The sequence below is a fragment of the Bradyrhizobium sp. CCBAU 51745 genome (assembly GCF_028128715.1).
Lineage (GTDB): Bacteria > Pseudomonadota > Alphaproteobacteria > Rhizobiales > Xanthobacteraceae > Bradyrhizobium > Bradyrhizobium manausense.
Map to the genome: position 1 here is coordinate 50,306 of NZ_LBJP01000088.1, position 16,639 is coordinate 66,944.

The following is a 16,639-nucleotide window of genomic DNA, read 5'->3' on the forward strand; positions in this document are numbered from 1 at the left end:
AGAAATTGGGACAAGAGTGCCCGGATATTTTTCGAGGGAGGCCTGTCATGGCCGAGATCAAGAAGCCGATCGACTATTCGCCGAGCTGGACCTTCTTCGAAGGCAAATGGCACGACGGCAATGTGCCGATCATGGGGCCGCGTACCCATGGCGCCTGGCTCGGCTCGGTGGTGTTCGACGGGGCGCGCGCGTTCGAGGGCGTTGCGCCCGATCTCGATCGTCACATCGCCCGCGCCAATCAATCCGCGATCAATTTCGGCCTCAAGCCGGTGGTCGATGCCGACACCTGGCTGGCGCTCGCCAATGACGGCATCGCGCGGTTCGCGCCGAATGCCGAGCTGTATATCCGTCCGATGTATTGGGCGCAGAATGGCGTCGGGGGCGGCGTGCTGTTCGACCCCGAGACCACCAATTGGTGCCTGTGCATCTACGAGGCGCCGATGCCGAAACCGACAGGCAGCGCGATCACGCTGTCGCCGTTCCGCAGGCCCACCGCCGAATGCGCGCCGGTCGATGCGAAAGCGGCCTGCCTCTATCCGAACAATTCGCGTGCCCTTGCCGAAGCCGCCTCGCGCGGCTTCCAGAACGCGCTGATGCTCGACCTGCTCGGCAACGTTGCCGAGTTCGGCAATTCCAACGTGTTCATGGCCAAGGACGGTGTCGTCTTCACGCCGGCACCGAACGGCACCTTCCTCAACGGAATCACGCGCCAGCGCGTGATCAGCCTGCTCCGTGCCGACGGCGCCACCGTGGTCGAGACGACGCTACGCTATCAGGACTTTCTCGCCGCCGACGAGATTTTCTCGACCGGCAACTTTGCCAAGGTCGCACCCGTGATTCGCATCGACGAGCGGGAGCTGCAGCCGGGTCCGTTCTACACCAAGGCGCGCAAGCTGTATTGGGACTTTGCCCATGCGGTGAAGCTGGCGGCGTAGCGCGACTTGCTCCGCTGTCATCGCCCGACTTGATCGGGCGATCCAGTATTCCAGAGGCGCCAATGATTCCTCGATGGGCTGCGGCGTACTGGATGCCCCGGTCAAGCCGGGGCATGACACCTGTGTCTAACGGCTTCTTTTGAACCGGCTGAACTGAAACGCCTGGGTCGAATGCCACGGCGTCGGATGCATCTCGCTGCGCGTCTCGACCAGCTCGAACGCGGGCCCGAGCTCGCTTGAAAGGCTGGCGCTGTCATGCCGCTGCACCGGCAGGCCGCTGCATTTCTCCGGGCCGTCAGGCGCGAACGTCGCGATGATCACCTGTCCGCCTGCCGCAACCGCCGATCGCAGGCGCTCGACATAGGCAGCGCGGTCGGCCGGATCGGTCAGGAAGTGAAACGCGGCGCGATCGTGCCAGACATCCCAGGTCCTCGCCGGCCGCCACATCGTGACATCAGCCACGATCCAGTCGACCGCCGAGGCGGCCGCACCGATTCGCTTCTTCGCCGCGTCGAGCGCATTTGCGGAGAGATCCAGCACCGCGATGTCGCGATATCCGTCTTGCAGCAGCGCATCGACCAACCGCGACGCGCCGCCGCCGACGTCGATGATGGCAGCGTTTTGACCGAGACTGGCCGCGCGGATCATCTCGAGCGAGATCGCCGGGCTGTCCTGAAACCAGCTGACCTCGGTCTCACCCTTGGTGGCGTAGACATTCTGCCAATGTGTGGTGCGATCGGACATGGTGGCTCCGGCCTTGGCCGGCATGGCGGCGCGCTGCTGGCGATGCCGCTATTAATTTGCAGTACGCGCGCCCGCGGCTCGCGGACGCGCCAGTGCGAACGAGAGACTACTCGTCCTTCTTCGACATCCGCTCGAGGCGTTCCTGCATGTCCTTCATCTGCTGGCGCAGGTCGTCGATGTTGGTGTCCTTGGCGGGCTCGGCATTCGCGTCGGGCTCCGGTTCCGGAGTGGCCGATCGCGCAGGCGTCGCAAACGGCTTGAACATCGAGAAGGTCTGCTGGAACAGCTCCATGTTGCGGCGGACCTGCTCTTCCAGCGGCGCGAAGGGCGTGCCTGATAGCGTGTTGGCGATCTGCTTGCGGAACTTCTCCTGCTCCTGGGTCAGCGTCGCGATCGACTGCTCCAGATATTTCGGCACCACCATCTGCATGCTGTCGCCATAGAAGCGGATCAGCTGACGCAGGAAGGTGGTCGGCAAGAGGTTCTGGCCGGCCTTGTTCTCCTGCTCGAAGATGATCTGGGCGAGCACGGAGCGGGTGATGTCGTCGCCGGTCTTGGCGTCGTAGACTAGGAAATCTTCGCCATCCTTGACCATGGCGGCGAGATCCTCGAGCGTCACATAGGTGCTCGTTCCGGTGTTATAGAGCCGGCGGTTCGCGTATTTCTTGATCGTGGTGGGTTGGTCTGATTTCGCCATGGGCTCTCACTTGCAAGCGCGGAGAACGGGAACCTTGCGGCCATGCCGCAGGGCGGGACGAGTACGCAACGCAACAAAGTAAGCATTTTCAACGGGGGCACGCCACCGTTTTGTGCGGCACGGTTAATTGCGCAGCAAAAACTTGCTTGCGAAAGCACCAGGAGCGCTATTTTGAATGCGGTGCGGCATTGACATGCCTCAACGACGTTAACAGGATGCCGGACGAGACTGACGGGCCTTTTCCTGCGCCCGCCCGCCCCCTCGACACAGAACCTCAAGCCCCAGGAGATGCCCATGTCAGACGATGTCGTCATCGTCAGCGCCGCCCGCACCCCGGTCGGAAGCTTCAACGGAGCCTTCGCGACCCTTCCCGCACACGACCTCGGCGCCGTCGCCATCAAGGCGGCGCTGGAGCGAGGTGGCATCGAGCCCGGCCGGGTCTCGGAAGTCATCATGGGCCAGATCCTGACCGCGGGTCAGGGCCAGAACCCCGCCCGGCAGGCCTCGATCGCGGCCGGTATCCCGGTCGACAGCCCGGCCTGGGGCGTCAACCAGCTCTGCGGCTCAGGCCTGCGCTCCGTGGCGCTCGGCTATCAGGCGCTGGTGAACGGCGATTCCGACATCGTGGTCGCCGGCGGCCAGGAATCCATGAGCATGGCCCAGCACGCCCAGCACCTGCGCGGCGGCGTCAAGATGGGAGCGCTCGAATTCGTCGACACCATGATCAAGGACGGCCTGTGGGATGCCTTCAACGGCTACCACATGGGCAACACCGCCGAGAACGTGGCCAAGCAATTCCAGATCACCCGCGCCCAGCAGGACGAGTTCGCAGTCGCTTCGCAGAACAAGGCCGAGGCCGCGCAGAAGGCCGGTAAGTTCAAGGACGAGATCGTTCCGGTCACCATCAAGACGCGCAAGGGTGACGTGGTCGTCAGCGACGACGAATATCCACGCCACGGCGCAACCCTCGATGCGATGGGCAAGCTGCGCCCGGCCTTCGAGAAGGACGGCACGGTGACGGCCGGCAACGCATCCGGCATCAATGACGGCGCCGCTGCCGTGGTGCTGATGACCGCAAAGCAGGCGGCCAAGGAAGGCAAGAAGCCGCTCGCGCGCATCGTGTCCTGGGCGCACGCCGGCGTCGATCCGAAGATCATGGGCACCGGCCCGATCCCGGCCTCACGCCTTGCGTTGAAAAAGGCCGGCTGGAGCGTCGGCGATCTCGACCTGATCGAGGCCAACGAGGCGTTCGCGGCGCAAGCCTGCGCCGTCAACAAGGACCTCGGCTGGGATACCTCCAAGGTCAACGTCAATGGCGGCGCGATCGCGATCGGTCACCCGATCGGCGCTTCCGGCGCGCGCGTGCTGGTGACGCTCCTGCACGAGATGCAGAAGCGCGATTCCAAGAAGGGCCTCGCCACGCTGTGCATCGGCGGTGGCATGGGCATCGCAATGTGTCTCGCGCGAGACTGAAACTGACACTTGACTGACGGGTGCGCTGCACACGCAGGCAGAGTGCGATGCACGCGATTAAAAAGGCGGCGGTTGCAAATCAAATATTCTTCGCAACCGCGCCAGCCTCGACTAAATACAAACGCCCGGCTCAACGCCGGGCGTTTTGTTCTTGATGTCCGTCAAACCAACCGCATAATCCATCGCTAAAAACGATCGCTCAGAAACGTCCGAAGAGTCCAAGGGAAGGAATACGATATGGCAAGAGTTGCATTGGTGACGGGTGGTACGCGGGGCATTGGAGCTGCGATCAGCAAGGCGCTGAAGGCGGCCGGCTACAAGGTCGCGGCGAGCTACGCCGGCAACGACGCGGCGGCGGAGAAGTTCAAGTCCGAGACAGGTATTGCCGTCTACAAATGGGACGTCAGCAGCTTCGATGCCTGCGCCGAGGGCGTAAAGAAGGTCGAGGCCGATCTCGGGCCGGTCGAGGTGCTCGTCAACAATGCCGGCATCACGCGCGACACCGCCTTCCACAAGATGACGCTCGAGCAGTGGAACGCCGTCATCAACACCAATCTCGGCTCGCTGTTCAACATGACGCGGCAGGTGATCGAGGGCATGCGTTCGCGCAAGTTCGGCCGCATCATCTCGATCTCGTCGATCAACGGCCAGAAGGGCCAGTTCGGCCAGGTCAACTATTCCGCGGCGAAGGCCGGCGACATCGGCTTCACCAAGGCGCTCGCGCTCGAGAACGCCAAGGGCGGCATCACCGTGAATGCGATCTGCCCCGGCTACATCAACACCGAGATGGTGCAGGCCGTGCCGAAGGACGTCCTGGAGAAGAACGTGATTCCGCAGATTCCGGTCAACCGGCTCGGCGAACCGGAGGAGATCGCCCGCGCGGTCGTGTTCCTCGCGGCCGACGAAGCCGGCTTCATCACCGGCTCGACGCTGTCCATCAATGGCGGCCAGTATCAGGCCTGATAGGAACATCAAGCCTGTAGCGCCAGCCGCGACAAGGCGATAGTGAAGACGCAAATGCCCGGCCTCGCGCCGGGCATAAGCGTCCTCAGAGCCTTTGATCGATGACCCCGCGTACTGCCACACTGATCGGATTGACCGCGATTCTGATGTGGTCGCTGCTGTCAGTGATGACGGTGGCAACCGGCAAGATTCCGGCCTTTCAGCTCGCCGCCATGACGTTCGCGATCGGCGGCCTCGTTGGGCTCCTCACCTGGATCGGCCGCGGTGATGCTGCAAAGAGCCTGCGGCAGCCGCTGGTGGTGTGGGTCGTCGGCGTCGGCGGCCTGTTCGGCTATCACGCACTGTATTTCCTCGCGCTGCGCTTTGCCCCGCCCGCCGAGGCGGGCCTTCTCAATTACATGTGGCCGCTGCTGATCGTGCTGTTCTCGTCCTTCCTGCCGGGCGAGCGGCTCGCCGTGCATCACATCGTCGGTGCGGTGCTCGGCCTCGTCGGCACGGTGCTGCTGTTTGCCGGCAATACGTCAGGCTTCGCGCCGGGTGCGGTGCCGGGATTGATCGCGGCCTTCATCGCCGCCTTCGTCTGGGCGACGTATTCGGTGCTGTCGCGGCGATTGAAGGCCGTGCCGACCGATGCAGTCGCCGGCTTCTGTCTCGCCACGTCAGCGCTCGCCGCGCTGATGCATGGTCTGCTCGAGACCACGGTATGGCCGGAGACCATTTTGCAATGGCTCGCCGTGATCGGGCTCGGCATCGGCCCGGTCGGTGCTGCCTTCTACGCCTGGGACGTCGGCATGAAGCGCGGTGACATCCGCGTGCTGGGCGCCGCCTCCTATGCGACGCCGCTGCTCTCGACCGGCTTCCTCATCGCCGCCGGCTTTGCCAAAGCCAGCGCCAACATCGCCATTGCCGCGATCTTGATCGCCGGCGGCGGCCTGATCGCGGCGAAGGACATGGTGCTGCGGAAGCGATGAGGCGCGTCAAGGCGCCGGCTGCCAGCCAGGCGGCCGATACATCGTTTCCGGAATCTGTCCGAGCTCGGAGCGCTGCAAGCGTTGCGGCGTCAGGCCGTAGAATTCCTGGAAGCTGAGAATCAGCGGCCGCCATTTGTCCGGGTCGATGCGATTGCTCGCGCCGTCCATCATGATATCGGGATGCGCATGGACACGGGTGACGCGGAGCTCGATCGCGGCGAGATTGCCGCGCCAGACCGCATCATCCTGCGCCATTTCATGCACGTAGGCGACCTTCGCCTCCATCTGCACCGGGCATTGGGCCGCACGCGGCGCGCTGACGGTTTCGCCCGGCAACGCCGTCAGGCCGCTAAGGCTGAACTTGTCCTTCACGTGCCGGTAGCCGCGATAGAGTTTGCCAGGCGGCACGGGATTCGAGCCCGTGGTGCGGGCGAGGCGGTCGACGGCGGTGACAAGATCTGCCGACGGCAGATTGAGCACGCATTCGCCGGTACGAATCATATTCTCGGTTGTTTTTGAGTTGCGCGCGAGCCCGAGCATGCAGCGCCATCCGACCCACCACGCCGAGGACATCGGTGCGAGATTGTGAGTGCCGTCGTCGTTGGTCGATCCGATCAGGACGACCGGCGTTCCGAAATACAAAATGGCCGGGTCGATCTGGACGGCGGCTGAGCCGAGTGTTCCGTGCATCGTGCGCTCCTGTTGACTGGAAGCGCTGTCCTAAGACGTGCCGCGGATCGAACCCACCCGATTTCAGATTGCGGCTACGGCTCCCAGCCTTTCGGCGCGAGCTCGAACTTTGCGAACTCGAACGCCGGCGCCACGGTGCAGCCGACCAGCGTCCACTCGCCAGTGGTCTCCGCCATTTGCCAGGCGTGCACCGGCACGATGGCCTGCGGCCGCTCGCCGCTGACGAGATCGGTGCCGAGCCGCACCTCGTGCTGGGAGCAGCCCTCATGGGCGATGCGCAGCATCAAGGGGCTGCCGGCATAATAGTGCCAGGTCTCGACCGCATCGATCCGATGCCAGTGCGAGCGCTCGCCGCGCGCCAGTAGGAAGTAGATCAGCGTCGAGCGTGACCGGCCGTTCGCGTCGGTGGCCTGGTCGCGAAAGGTCTCGCGGTAATGGCCGCCCTCGGGATGCGGGCGGAGTTCGAGGCGCGCGATGATCTCGGCTGCGGTCGGCATCGATCCCCGGCAGGATTTATTGTTCAAGACTTTGCGTCAGGACTTGTTCTTGCGCTCGCGCAACTCGCCGAACACTGCGGCGGCATCCGCGCCCTTCATGTGAAGCCTGGCTGCGACCGCCGGTTCATCAGCGCGCAGGAACACGTTTGCTCGCTTCTCATCTCCAAGCAGCGAGGGAATCGTCGGCTTGTTCTCCGCCCGCAGCTTCGCAACCTCGGCCGCCCGTGCCTGCAGCGCCGCATTGTCGGGCTCAACGGTGAGTGCGAATTTGACGTTGGACGCCGTGTATTCGTGGCCGCAATAGAGCTTGAAGTCGTCGGGGAGCGCCCGCAGCTTCAAGAGCGAGTCCCACATCATCGGATAGTTGCCCTCGAACACCCGGCCGCAGCCGATCGAGAACAGCGTGTCGGCGGCGAACAGCGTCTTCTCGGTATCGAACACGTAGGAGATGTGATCGAGCGTGTGACCGGGCGTTTCCAGCACGCGCCCCAGCAACGAGCCGACCTTGACCACGTCGGCATTGGCAACGCGCAGATCGACATTGGCGATCTTCGTCGTCTTGTCATGCGGCGCGACGACGCGGCAATTGTATTTCTGCTTGAGCTCGGCGACCCCGCCGACATGATCGCCGTGATGATGGGTGATCAGGATGTCAGTGAGCTGCCAGCCCTCACGCTCCAGCGCCTTGATGATGGGGCCGGCTTCGGGGGCGTCGATCGACGCGGTTGCCTTGGTTTCCACATCGTGGATCAGATAACCGAAATTGTCGTTTAAACAGGTGAAAGTACGAATTTCGGCGGCCATGACATCTCCATCGCGCTCAGCCCCGCCAGACAAATATGGCGTTAACGTTGCGCAGGCAATGCAATATTGGGCGCGCAGCCGCGCCCCAGCGCATGTTACATTGCCCTCATGACCATCGACGTCGTCGACCTCAGAGAATTCTATTCCCGCCGTCTCGGCATCGTGGCGCGGCAGATGATCAATCGCGGCATCAGGGAACGCTGGCCGGGCGCCGAGGGCCAGCGCGTGCTCGGCATCGGCTACCCCACGCCCTATCTCGGATTGTTCCGCGAGGACGCGGAGCGCTGTATCGCCTTCATGCCGGCAGCGCAGGGCGTGCTCAAATGGCCGACCGGGCGGCCCGCGCTGGCCGCGCTGGTCGATGAGTTCTCGCTGCCGCTTCCCGACGCTGCGGTGGACCGCATCCTGCTGATCCATGCGCTGGAGATGTCGGACGATCCGGCCGCGCTGCTGCGCGAGGTGTGGCGGGTGCTGTCGCCCTCAGGGCGCGTCATCGCGGTGATTCCGAACAGGCGCGGCGTCTGGACGCGGAGCGACAACACGCCGTTCGGCCACGGCCGTCCCTATTCGCGCTCGCAGATCACGGACCTGTTGCGCCAGACCTGGTTCACGCCGACCGGCTGGGGCGAGGCGCTGTTCATGCCGCCTTATGCCGGCCGCTGGGTGCTGAAGTCAGCGCAGATGTGGGAGCGGGCTGGAGCGGCGCTGTCGCTGCCCTTCGCCGGCGTCCACATCGTCGAAGCGACCAAGCAGGTCTATCGCGCGATCCCCGCCAAGCGCGAACGTGCCAGGCTGATTCCCTCGCTGGCGAAGCCGGTGCTGGTGCCGTCCTCGACCACGGTGAGGCGGGGCTGAAAACAAATCGTCCCGGCGAGGCCGGGACGATTGCAATCCATCACGATCGGAAGTGTGGCTTACTCGCCCGGGGCGAGATCGTCGCTGGTCGCGGCCGGAGCGGCCTCGCGCTCGGGACGCGGGCCACCATGCGGCCGGCGGCGTCGCCGCGGATAACGCTCGCCCCCGCCGCCATTGCCACCTTCGAAGCCGCCGGGCGCCCCGTTGGTCTGCGGCTGCGCGCCGGTGATGAAGGACGGCAGGCGATCGACGCTGCCGGCATCGGCGACGACAGGTTGCGGCTGGTTCTGCGGCTGCGGCTGCTGATGATATTGCGGCTGCGAACGATGGTCGCGCTCGCGATGCTCGCGCGGTTGCTGATCGCGCTGATAGGGCTGCTGGTTGTCGCGCTGCTGGTAGTCACGCTGGTGATCGCGCTGGCCGTCGCGGTCGCGCATGAAGGGCTGTTGCTGCGGCGGCTGCGGAACGAAACCCGGCTCCTGGCCGAAGGCCGAGAAATTATCGCCGTCGTCCTCGCCGTCATCGCTGCTGGTGCTGACGGGCTCGTCGCCGCGCGGTTGCTGGCTCTGGCGGAACTGCTCCTGGGCCGCCGCGATCAGGCGGAAATAGTGCTCGGCATGCTGGTAGTAGTTTTCGGCGGCAACCGGGTCGCCCGAGGAGCGGGCGTCGCGCGCCAGCTGAAGATATTTTTCGGCGATGTGGGAGGCAGTGCCGCGGATCTTGATGTCGGGGCCGTTCGATTCGTAGACCCGGGTCATCGGGTTCTGGCCGCGTCGGTTGTTGTTATTGTTGTTGTTGTTGCGGTTGCGCATCCGCTGCTTGTTCTGACCGTTTCTCATGTCCTGCCTTTAATTCCAGCCCTAGAGGTTGCACGCATTACTGATTGCTAGGAGCGACTGACGACAAGGGTTCACAGGCCTCGCGCGCACCGCGCGCAAGGGCGGTTTGAACCTTGCCAATGTTCGTCGGCCGTCGCGTTCAACAAAGACGCGTTCCCCACCCGCCAGCATCTATTGCCAGCGAACCCATTCATATCGCCTGCCGAAACAAGCCCAGCTTTGTTGCGTAAGTCTTCAAGCGCAATATCAGGCTTTCGTTCACGTTGCGGTCGGAGAACAGCGCAGCTCTACTGGCCATCGCGCTCAACAGGACCTGCGGCTTGGAACCTATAATCAGTAAAGCTCTCGCCCGAGAGCCCGGCTTTCGCCCGTTGGTCTACGGGGCCGGCACCGATGTGTTGACCGGAACGTAGTCGTTCCCACGGGATATTCCAAGAGGTTTTTCGAGCCCAATCCGGCTTTTATGGGGGCATTTTTCGGGCCGAGACGGCCCTGGGAATGCCCGCCAGGTCAGCCTTGGGGGGCCGGTCGATCGATAACGCGGCAGCTGCCATTAAGGTTTCAATCATCGGCGCCTGTCCCTGGCCGGCCTCGACGATCAGCGCCCCGCCGGGGGTGAGCAGGCCGGCTGCCTGGGGAATCAGGGCACGGTAGGCATCGTATCCGTCATTGCCGCCATCAAGCGCCAGGTGCGGATCGTACTCGCGGACCTCGATGCCCAATTTCGGAATCTCCCCTGCGGGAATATAGGGCGGGTTGGACACGATCAGATCGAACGGGCCGCGAAGGGCCGCCGCATACGAGCAGGCGACGAAGCTGGCGCGGTGGGCAAGGCTGAGGGCGGCGGCATTGACCCTGGCGGTATGAAGCGCGGTCAGGCTGAGATCGGTGCCGACACCAAAGGCTTCGGGAATCTCGTGCAGCAGCGCAAGCAGGATCGCGCCCGATCCGGTGCCGATATCGGCGATAACAGGCGGATGAGAGCGACCGAGCTCGCGAAAATGCTCGAGTGCACGCTCGACCACCGTCTCGGTATCGGGTCGGGGGACCAGGGTTGCTTCCGACAAACGAAACGGCAGACCCCAGAATTCCCTGATGCCGAGAATGCGGGCGACCGGCTCATGTGCGAGCCTTCGCTGCGCGTACCCTTCGAGCCGCGCTGCCTCCTCTGGCGTGAGCGGTCGCGCCGCCTCCGTGATCAGGCCGGTCAGATCGAGCCCCAGTGCAGCGCCAACAAGCAGGCGCGCATCGAGGGACGGCTCCTCGACGCCGGCCGATTGCAGCAGCGCCGACAGCGCACGTCGCGCGCTCTCGATGCTCTGTCCGGGATCAAGGCCTGTCGCCAAGGGGAACCATCCTGCCTGGCATCGTGGATAGATCGGCTGCCTTGCTTGCGTCAACGGAAACGAGCACGCTTGATCACCGCGCAGCGCAGGAGGGACATCCCCATCGGATAGCTGTGCATCCGTGACATCGGCCGGTTGGTCCGGCTACGGCCGCTTGCTACTTTAGGCTAAGCCTCCCGCGACGGCGGGCGGCATGGTCGAGGCAGGCATGGCTCAAGCCAAGAGGGCGCGGCGGTTGAAGGTGGTGGCATCGGCGAGGCGCAGCACGATGCGTGACTCCGATTACGCAGCACTGGCGCAGTTTCGCTACCAGATCCGAAGCTTTCTGGCATTCAGCGAGGCGGCCGCCGCCGTACAGGGATTGACGCCGACGCAACATCAGGCGCTGCTCGGCATCAAGGGCTTTGTCCGCCCGGGCCCGGCAACCGTCGGCGACGTCGCGAAATTTCTGCTGATCCGGCATCACTCCGCTGTCGAGCTGATCAATCGCCTCGAAAAGCAGGGCCTTGTCGCTCGCCTCGCCGATCCGGAGGATGCCAGGCGCGTGCATCTCAAGCTGACGAAAAAAGGCGAGCAGAAGCTCCAGGCGCTCTCGCGCAAGAACCTCGAGGAGCTCCGCCGCGCCGCGAGCCCGGCGCTGAGCCGTCTGTTGAAATCCTTCGGAGCGCCCGGCGAGGCCTGAACGCCCCGCGGCCTGTCAGGCCGCTGCGCCCTGTGCGGCGAGCTGCGCGGCCTGGTGCTCCGTGGTCAGCGCATCGGTGAGTTCGCCGAGCGCTTCGCCTGATATCACCTGCGGCAGCTTGTAGAGCGTCAGATTGATGCGGTGGTCGGTGACGCGGCCTTGCGGGAAATTATAGGTGCGGATGCGCTCGGAGCGGTCGCCGGAGCCGACCTTCTCCTTACGCTCGGCCGAACGTGCGGCATCGACGCGCTGCCGCTCGGCATCGTAGATGCGCGAGCGCAGGATGTTCATCGCCGAGGCGCGGTTCTTGTGCTGCGAGCGGCTGTCCTGCATCATCACTACGATGCCGGTCGGAATATGGGTGATGCGGATCGCCGATTCCGTCTTGTTGACGTGCTGGCCGCCGGCGCCTTGCGCGCGCATGGTCTCGATGCGCAGATCCTCGTTCTTGATGTCGACGTCGACATCCTCGACCTCGGGCAGCACCGCGACGGTGGCCGCCGAGGTGTGGATGCGCCCCTGCGTCTCGGTGTCGGGCACGCGCTGCACCCGGTGCACGCCGGATTCGAATTTCAGCTTCGAGAACGCGCCGCGGCCCTGCACCTCCGCGATGATTTCCTTGTAGCCGCCGACAGTGCCTTCGCTCGCCGAGATCACCTCGACCTTCCAGCCCTGCAGGGCGGCGAAGCGCTCGTACATCCGGAACAGATCGCCGGCGAACAGCGAGGCCTCGTCGCCGCCGGTGCCGGCGCGGATTTCCAGCACGACGTTGCGGTCGTCCATGGCGTCCTTGGGCAGCAGCGCGATGCGGATCTTCTGGACGAGCTCCTCGATCTTCGGATTGAGCTCGTCGCGCTCGGCTTCGGCCATGCTGCGCATCTCGGCATCGGTCGCGGGATCGGCGATCAGCGCCTCGGTGTCGGCGAGCTCCTTGACGGCAGAGCGATACGTCTTCACCGCCTCGATCAGCGGGGTGATCTCGGCGAGCTCGCGCGTGACCTGGACGTAGCGCTCGGAGGAGAGCTGTCCGAGCGACTCGGCCTCGAGGGACGCGTGATGCGCGAGCAGGAGGTCCAGTTTGGCTTCGGGGAGTGACGACATGGTTCAGTCTCGAATGGCGGAGGGAAGCGAGGCGGCGACGGCGAGCGGCAGGTCCGCTACAACGCCAGGCCCTCGGCCTCGGCAAATTCCGTCAGCTTCTGCCGGATCGAAACGCTGCCGCTAGGTGCATCCAGCAGGGGTCCAAGCATGGCTGCGGCCTTGTTGACGTCGAGGTCGATCACCATCGCCTTGACCGGGCCGAGCGCGGTCGCCGACAGCGACAGCGAGCGGTAGCCCATCGCCAGCAGCGCCAGCGCGCCGATCGGCTTCGAGGCCATCTCGCCGCAGAGCGACAGCGATTTCTTCGCGGCCAGCGTTTTTTGCGCGATGTCGCGCAGCGCGCGCAGGATCGGCGTCGACATGGTGTCGAAGCGCTCGGAGACCTTGGCATTGCCGCGGTCGACCGCGAACAGGAACTGGAACAGATCGTTGGAGCCGACCGAGATGAAGTCGACCTTCTTCAGGAGTTCGTCGAGCTGGTAGAGCAGGGCGGGCACCTCGACCATGGTGCCGATGTCGATGCGCTCCGGCAGGGTGTGGCCATGCTGGCGCAAATAAGTCAGCTCGCGCTCGACCAGCGCCTTCGCCGAATCGAATTCGGCGACCTCCGTGATCATCGGGAACATGATCCGCAGTGCGCGGCCGCCGCCGGCGCGGAGCAACGCGCGGATCTGGCCGCGTAAGAGGCCGGGACGGTCCAGTCCGAGCCGGATCGCGCGCCAGCCGAGCGCGGGATTCTCCTCGATCACCGTCTCCATATAGGGCAGCGCCTTGTCGCCGCCGATGTCGAGGGTGCGGAAGGTGACGGGCTTGGGGCCTGCGGCGTCCAGCACGGCGCGGTAGAGCGCGAGCTGGTCGCTGGTGCGCGGCAGGCTCTGTCCCACCATGAATTGCAGCTCGGTGCGGAACAGGCCGATGCCGGCGCTGCCGGTGTCGTCGATATGCGGCAGGTCGATGGCAAGGCCCGCATTGATCAGGAGCTCGACCTTCTCGCCGTCCTTGGTGACGCAGGGCCGGTCGCGCAGCGCCAGATATTGCGCCTGGCGGCGGGCACGGAAGCGCACCCGTTCGGCATAGGCTGCTTCGATCTCCTGCGACGGGCGCACATAGATCGCGCCCGAGGTGCCGTCGACGATAATGGCGTCGCCTGGATCGGCAATGCCGGGCGCATTCGGCACTTCGCCGACCGCGGGAATGCCGAGCGCGCGGGCCACGATCGAGACGTGGGAGTTGGCGGTGCCTTCCTCCAGCACGATGCCGCGCAGGCGCTTGCGGTCGTAATCGAGCAGTGCCGCCGGGCCCATCGCACGCGCGATGACGATGGCATTGTCGGGCAATTGTTCGCGCGAAGGCGCGTGGTCCTGGCCGACCAGCTGCCGCATCAGGCGGTAGCCGAGGTCTTCCAGGTCATGCAGGCGATCGCGCAGGTATGGATCGGTGGAGCGCAGCATGCGGGCGCGGGTGTCGGATTGGACGCGCTCGACGGCGGCTTCCGCGGTGAGGCCGGTGGCGACCGCCTCGTGGAGCTTGTGCGACCAGCCCTGATCGTTGGCGAACATGCGGTAGGCTTCGAGCACGTCGCGGTGCTCGCCGCCCTCGGCGACATCGCCGCGCTCCAGCATGCGGTCGAGATCCGAGCGCAGCTTGGCCAGCGCGGTGTCGAGCCGCTTGATTTCCTTCGGCAGGTCCTCGGCAATGTAGTCCTTGATGACGACGCGCGGCTCGTGCAGCACGACATGGCCGAGCGCAATGCCTTCCGAGAGGATCGCGCCGGCCTTCTGCGTCGAATGGCGCGCGGCCGGCTCCAGGCCCGGCTGGGCCAGCGCGGACAATTCGCCTGACGCGATCAGCTCCGCCAGCACCATGGCGGTGGTCTGCAGCGCCTCGAGCTCTTCCTCGACATAGGTGCGCTTGGCGCGGTTCTGCACCACCAGCACGCCGAGCGTGTTGCCGGCGCGCAGGATCGGCACGCCGAGGAAGGAGTGATAGATCTCTTCGCCGGTCTCCGGGCGGAACGAGAAGGCCGGATGGCTCTGCGCGTCGTTCAAGTTGAGCGGCGTCGCCTCGCTGGCGACAAGGCCGACCAGGCCCTCATGGGCGCTGAGTACGGTGTGGTGCACGGCCTCGCGGTTGAGGCCTTCGGTGGCGTAGAGCTCGAGGGTGTTGTCAACGCGCAGCACATAGACGGAGCACACCTCGGCCACCATGTTGGCGGCGATCAGCACCACGATCTTGTCCAGCCGCTCCTGGGCCGAGACCTGCTCCGCCATGGTTTCGCGGAGCCGTCTCAACAAGACGCGGGGACCTCCCGACGCGCTCCGCATGAACCGTCAATCTCCTCCGTCTGCCCGGTCCGGCGATATTGGCCGGCGGCTGGCCTAAAATTCCAGAAAAACAATTAAATTGTTTGTCCGGCGCAGGCGCAAACGCAAATCTTCCTGAGATCTTGTGCTTGCGTCGAATCAGCGCCGCCTGAACTGGGACACAGTCTGCGGCAGCCCACCCTGTCCGCCGTATAGCGAATTGAGGCTTGTTTTGCCAAGCAAAACGCCTGCCAAACGCGAAGGTGTGTACACCCCAGCGTTTGCTGCGACCGCTAAGAGAAAATTAGCCTTGGTATGGTCCGGAAAAGTGCGAAGCGGTTTTCCGGCAAGACCATGCGACGGTCGCGCTTCAGGCCTGATCGAGGCCGTAGAGCGTGTGCAGCGTGCGCACCGCAAGCTCGGTATAGGCGGCGTCGATCAAAACCGAGAATTTGATCTCGGAGGTTGTAATGGCCCGGATGTTGATATTCCGTCCTGCGAGGGCCGAAAACGCCTGGGCCGCGACGCCGGCATGGCTGCGCATGCCGCTGCCGATCACCGAGATCTTGGCGACGTCGGTCGCGGTATCCAGCCGTGCATACCCGATCTTGGCCTTGGCGGCGGTAATCGTCTCCTTGGCCCTGACGTGGTCGGCGGCCGGCACCGTGAAGGTCAGGTCGGTGGTCTTGCCGTCTTCAGACACGTTCTGGACGATCATGTCGACGTTGATATTGGCATCCGCGAGCGGGCCGAAGATCGATGCGGCAACGCCAGGCTTGTCCTCGATCTGGCGCACCGAGATCTGGGCCTCGTCCTTCGAAAAGGCGATACCGGTGACGACGTGGTTTTCCATGATCTCCTCCTCGCCGCAGATCAGGGTGCCGGGCGGCTGGTTGGCATGCGGGTCGATATCCTCAGGCTTGTCGAAGCTCGAGCGCACGAAGATCGGCATGTTGTGGACCATGCCGAGTTCCACCGAGCGCACCTGGAGCACCTTGGCGCCCTGGGAGGCCAGTTCCAGCATGTCTTCGAATGCGATCTTGTCGAGCCGCTTGGCCTTCGGCACGATGCGCGGGTCGGTGGTGTAGACGCCATCGACGTCGGTGTAGATGTCGCAGCGATCGGCCTTGACGGCGGCGGCAATCGCCACGGCCGAGGTATCGGAGCCGCCACGGCCAAGGGTGGTGATGCGGCCCGTCCTGGGATCGATGCCTTGGAAGCCGGCGATGACAGCGACCTCTTTCCGTTCCTGGAAGCGCTTGATGATCTCGCTGCCGTCGATGTCCTCGATCCGGGCCGAGGCATGAGCATCGCTGGTCTTGATCGGGATCTGCCAGCCCTGCCAGGAGCGGGCCTGGATGCCCATGCTCTGGAGCACGATGGCCAGCAGGCCCGAGGTGACCTGTTCGCCGGAGGCGACGACGGCGTCGTATTCGCGCGCGTCGTGCATCGGCGAGGCCTCGGTGCACCAGGCCACCAGCTCGTTGGTCTTGCCCGACATCGCCGAGACGACCACAGCCACTTCATGGCCGGCGTCGACCTCACGCTTCACATGGCGTGCGACGTTGCGGATACGTTCGATGTTGGCGACGGACGTGCCGCCGAATTTCATCACGAGACGGCTCATGACGACGCGTGCATTCCCTCTTGAGGATCAGTATGGTGACCCGCGCCGGACGGATGCCCTGGGGGATACCGACCGCGCGTATACAGAGGGGCGGGGCCGGGGGCAAGCGGGT

At 64.7% G+C, this 16,639-nt stretch carries 16 protein-coding genes; 6 read left to right on the forward strand and 10 right to left on the reverse strand.

The window, feature by feature from the left end:
• Positions 1-47 precede the first annotated feature (47 nt).
• Positions 48-935 (forward strand): branched-chain amino acid aminotransferase, encoded by an 888-nt coding sequence (locus XH98_RS29280; RefSeq protein WP_271603359.1) that lies wholly within the window; start codon positions 48-50, stop codon positions 933-935.
• A 126-nt stretch (positions 936-1,061) separates the two neighbouring features.
• On the opposite strand, the gene XH98_RS29285 is transcribed toward XH98_RS29280, so the two are convergent.
• Entirely contained in the window at positions 1,062-1,679 is a 618-nt protein-coding gene (locus XH98_RS29285; RefSeq protein ID WP_271620679.1) for a class I SAM-dependent methyltransferase, read from the reverse strand.
• Between the two features lie 106 nt (positions 1,680-1,785).
• On the reverse strand, positions 1,786-2,376 hold the full coding sequence (phaR, locus tag XH98_RS29290) for a polyhydroxyalkanoate synthesis repressor PhaR (protein ID WP_057747408.1): 591 nt from the start codon (positions 2,374-2,376) through the stop codon (positions 1,786-1,788).
• A gap of 294 nt (positions 2,377-2,670) precedes the next feature.
• Between phaR and XH98_RS29295 the strand changes: the two genes are divergently transcribed.
• The 3 genes from XH98_RS29295 (at position 2,671) to yddG (ending at position 5,783) form a co-directional block, all read left to right on the forward strand.
• Positions 2,671-3,849, forward strand: a complete 1,179-nt coding sequence (locus tag XH98_RS29295) for an acetyl-CoA C-acetyltransferase (protein WP_057747409.1) — start codon at positions 2,671-2,673, stop codon at positions 3,847-3,849.
• A gap of 237 nt (positions 3,850-4,086) precedes the next feature.
• On the forward strand, positions 4,087-4,812 hold the full coding sequence (gene phbB / locus XH98_RS29300; protein WP_271603361.1) for an acetoacetyl-CoA reductase: 726 nt from the start codon (positions 4,087-4,089) through the stop codon (positions 4,810-4,812).
• Positions 4,813-4,913: 101 nt separating this feature from the next.
• Positions 4,914-5,783, forward strand: coding sequence for an aromatic amino acid exporter YddG (yddG, locus tag XH98_RS29305; protein WP_271603362.1), 870 nt, complete (start codon positions 4,914-4,916; stop codon positions 5,781-5,783).
• 6 nt (positions 5,784-5,789) lie between these two features.
• Here yddG and XH98_RS29310 read toward each other — a convergent pair whose 3' ends face one another.
• The 3 genes from XH98_RS29310 to gloB all read right to left on the reverse strand — a co-directional run bounded on the left by XH98_RS29310 (position 5,790) and on the right by gloB (position 7,774).
• Complete coding sequence (locus XH98_RS29310) at positions 5,790-6,473, reverse strand: flavin reductase family protein (protein WP_271603363.1); 684 nt, start codon at positions 6,471-6,473, stop codon at positions 5,790-5,792.
• 74 nt (positions 6,474-6,547) lie between these two features.
• Complete coding sequence (locus tag XH98_RS29315; RefSeq protein ID WP_271603364.1) at positions 6,548-6,970, reverse strand: cupin domain-containing protein; 423 nt, start codon at positions 6,968-6,970, stop codon at positions 6,548-6,550.
• A 36-nt stretch (positions 6,971-7,006) separates the two neighbouring features.
• Positions 7,007-7,774 (reverse strand): hydroxyacylglutathione hydrolase, encoded by a 768-nt coding sequence (gloB, locus tag XH98_RS29320; protein ID WP_220001247.1) that lies wholly within the window; start codon positions 7,772-7,774, stop codon positions 7,007-7,009.
• A gap of 108 nt (positions 7,775-7,882) precedes the next feature.
• Here gloB and XH98_RS29325 point away from each other — a divergent pair, with 108 nt between their 5' ends.
• Positions 7,883-8,629: a methyltransferase domain-containing protein gene (locus tag XH98_RS29325; RefSeq protein WP_057747414.1), complete on the forward strand. Its 747-nt coding sequence runs from the start codon at positions 7,883-7,885 to the stop codon at positions 8,627-8,629.
• A 59-nt stretch (positions 8,630-8,688) separates the two neighbouring features.
• On the opposite strand, the gene XH98_RS29330 is transcribed toward XH98_RS29325, so the two are convergent.
• Together XH98_RS29330 and prmC are read right to left on the reverse strand one after the other, a co-directional pair.
• Positions 8,689-9,468 carry a DUF4167 domain-containing protein gene (locus XH98_RS29330; RefSeq protein ID WP_271620680.1) on the reverse strand — a complete coding sequence of 260 codons (780 nt, stop codon included), beginning with the start codon at positions 9,466-9,468 and terminating at the stop codon, positions 8,689-8,691.
• A 461-nt stretch (positions 9,469-9,929) separates the two neighbouring features.
• Positions 9,930-10,814, reverse strand: coding sequence for a peptide chain release factor N(5)-glutamine methyltransferase (prmC, locus tag XH98_RS29335; protein ID WP_271620681.1), 885 nt, complete (start codon positions 10,812-10,814; stop codon positions 9,930-9,932).
• Between the two features lie 208 nt (positions 10,815-11,022).
• Between prmC and XH98_RS29340 the strand changes: the two genes are divergently transcribed.
• The gene (locus XH98_RS29340; protein ID WP_271603367.1) at positions 11,023-11,496 is read left to right on the forward strand and encodes a MarR family transcriptional regulator; all 474 of its coding nucleotides are present in this window, start codon (positions 11,023-11,025) and stop codon (positions 11,494-11,496) included.
• 15 nt (positions 11,497-11,511) lie between these two features.
• On the opposite strand, the gene prfA is transcribed toward XH98_RS29340, so the two are convergent.
• The 3 genes from prfA to XH98_RS29355 all read right to left on the reverse strand — a co-directional run bounded on the left by prfA (position 11,512) and on the right by XH98_RS29355 (position 16,527).
• Complete coding sequence (gene prfA / locus XH98_RS29345; protein WP_271620682.1) at positions 11,512-12,597, reverse strand: peptide chain release factor 1; 1,086 nt, start codon at positions 12,595-12,597, stop codon at positions 11,512-11,514.
• Positions 12,598-12,653: 56 nt separating this feature from the next.
• A complete protein-coding gene (gene ptsP / locus XH98_RS29350) occupies positions 12,654-14,921 on the reverse strand; it encodes a phosphoenolpyruvate--protein phosphotransferase (protein WP_220001253.1) in 2,268 nt (755 codons plus the stop codon).
• Positions 14,922-15,270: 349 nt separating this feature from the next.
• On the reverse strand, positions 15,271-16,527 hold the full coding sequence (locus XH98_RS29355) for an aspartate kinase (protein ID WP_271603369.1): 1,257 nt from the start codon (positions 16,525-16,527) through the stop codon (positions 15,271-15,273).
• Positions 16,528-16,639: the final 112 nt, after the last annotated feature.